This window comes from uncultured Mucilaginibacter sp. (assembly GCF_903913935.1).
Lineage (GTDB): Bacteria > Bacteroidota > Bacteroidia > Sphingobacteriales > Sphingobacteriaceae > Mucilaginibacter.
The window spans coordinates 1-2,405 of the sequence record NZ_CAIWNH010000104.1 but is presented as its reverse complement, the minus strand read 5'-3'; the positions used below and the strand labels follow the sequence as shown (position 1 = coordinate 2,405).

2 protein-coding genes are annotated in these 2,405 nt (G+C 41.7%); one reads left to right on the top strand and one right to left on the bottom strand.

What is annotated here, in order from left to right:
- The first annotated feature begins 148 nt into the window (after positions 1–148).
- Positions 149–937 (top strand): mechanosensitive ion channel domain-containing protein, encoded by a 789-nt coding sequence (locus QZY09_RS04100; RefSeq protein WP_295668470.1) that lies wholly within the window; start codon positions 149–151, stop codon positions 935–937.
- Here QZY09_RS04100 and QZY09_RS04095 read toward each other — a convergent pair whose 3' ends face one another.
- The gene (locus QZY09_RS04095; protein WP_295668468.1) at positions 938–2,284 is read right to left on the bottom strand and encodes a DUF58 domain-containing protein; all 1,347 of its coding nucleotides are present in this window, start codon (positions 2,282–2,284) and stop codon (positions 938–940) included.
- Positions 2,285–2,405 lie beyond the last annotated feature (121 nt).

Sequence of the window (2,405 nt, the reverse complement as noted above, 5' to 3'; positions counted from 1 at the left end):
GCATTTGAATAAGGATCCGTGCTATGAAACAGCTGACCGAAAAAACAAAATTTTTACAAAGCCAAATAGTTGATTGGTTATTCATTAAAGGCCCCGAACTGTTTATCACTATTTACGGTAAATAATAAATCCCTACCTTTGCAGCTTTATGAAGCTTCAAAAATATTACGACCTGGTTTACGACTGGTTATTAATCAACGGCGCCCGTTTCCTTGTTGCGGTTATCATATTACTTATCGGTTTAAAACTGATCAGGTTTCTCAGATCCAGGCTTGGTAACCGTTTGGCTAAAAGACATATTCACTCGTCATTACAGCCTTTCTTTTTAAGTTTAACCATCACTGCTTTTTATGTGCTGCTTATCATCTTTGTAATGAAGATCCTCGGCTGGCCTTTAACTGAGTTTACTACCATTATTGGGGCATTTAGTGTTGCAGCAGGTTTGGCGTTATCAGGTACCTTCCAGAATTTTGCGGGTGGTGTGCTCATTTTGTTACTAAAACCATTTGAACTTGATGATAGTATAGTGGCCCAGGGACAGGAGGGTAAAGTAACATCTATACAGATATTTTATACGGTGTTGCTCACTGTAGATAATAAAACAATCATCATCCCCAACGGCAAGTTGTTTAACGAAGTTATCGTGAACGTTAGCCGCGAAAATCGCAGGCGTTTGGATTTTGAGTTTAAAATGGGTTATGCGGCTGATATTGATAAAGCCAAAGCCATTATATTCGATATTATAAAAGCCGAGAAAAGTATCCTGGTTGATTTCCCGGTGAGGGTAGGAGTGGTCGGCATGGACGTAGACAGTATCCGCTTTACGGTAAATGTTTGGGTTTTGCCGGATGACTTTCTGACGGTTAAAATATCTTTGATGGAGAATATCCTCAAAAAACTGGGTGCTGCCGGCATTGCTTTCCCAAAAGCCGGCTGATCAAATTCGTTGCTTGGCTTTTATCTCCAGATAGCGGTTAATGGTATTTACGGTCAGGTTTTGCGGTGTACTTAAAATAGACTGGATGTTGTTTTTTGCCAGTTCCTTAACGATCAGTTTTTTATCATAAGCAAATTTTTCGGCGATGGTTTTTATGTAGATGCCTTCCACATCGTCAGCCGGTTTTTCGCTCAGTTTTTTCAACTCCGTATTCTCAAAAAACACTACAAGTAACAAATGGAATTTTGCGATCCTTTTTAGGTAAGGGAGCTGTCTTTGTAATGAAGAGATGCTTTCGTAATTGGTAAAAAATACCACCAGGCTACGCTGTTTGATCACGTTGCGGATGGTGCTGTACAGCAACTCCATATTTGTTTCCAGGTAGCGGGTTTTCTCTTTGTATAAAACCTCCAGTATTTTGTTGATCTGTGTAGGTTTCCTGTCGGCCGGCACAACGGCGCCAATTTTTTCGGCCACGGTTATCAATCCGGCTTTGTCTTCTTTTAGCAAAGCGATGTTGGAAAGTACCAGGCTGGCATTAATGGCATAATCAAGCAGGCTCAAACCTTCAAAGGGCATTTTCATCGCCCTTGATTTATCAATGACACAATAAACATGCTGGGATTTTTCATCAGTGTAGGAGTTAACCATCAGGCTGCCGCGCCTTGCTGTAGCCTTCCAGTTGATGGTGCGGAAATCGTCGCCCTGTACATAGTTTTTTACCTGTTCAAACTCCAGGCTATGGCCAAGCCTTCGCATTTTTTTAATGCCCAATTCAGATAGGTGATCAGATATGGCCATCAGCTCATATTTGCGCATCTGCAGGAACGAAGGGTAAACAGGTAAGGTTTCGCCCTTACCGAAGTTGTAACGCCTGCTGATGAGCTTTAGCGGCGATTTAACAAACACACGTACTAATCCAAATTCATACTCGCCGCGTTTGGTTGGCCGCAGGATATAATTGATCAGTTTGCGTTGCTGGGGCTTAAGCTCCGTATCAAACCACAGGTCTCTTTTCTGAAACTGAAACGGAATCTCGTCAATAATACCAGCACTGATATTAAAAGGATACCAGTTCTCTATGTAGATCCCCAGTTCGTTGTCATCGTTATTGCTGAGGCGTTCGGGGGCATGCCTTTTGGCGAAAATGCCTTTTTTAACGCGGTACAGCATTAAAAGATCGCTAAGTAATAGCACAATAAGGCTGAAGAAGGCAAGTTCAGGGATAATGCCCACCCATGGAAAAAAGAAAGACAGCAGAAACAATACCACACAACCTCCCAGCGCGGTAAATAACCGGTTAGTTAAAAACAGATTTTTATAAAATAGACCTGAAACTTTCTTCACTATTTTTTATTAGTTGGACGCTGACAATGTAATTTTATCTATTCACCACTCACTACTCACCACCCGCCAATTCACCTCGGTACTTCAATTTTCTGGATCAGGTGGGCGATGATATCATCCG

What these genes read in the sequence shown, in the direction of transcription:
- QZY09_RS04100 (WP_295668470.1), top strand. Translation starts at nt 149, where the DNA reads ATGAAGCTTCAAAAATATTACGACCTGGTTTACGACTGGTTATTAATC.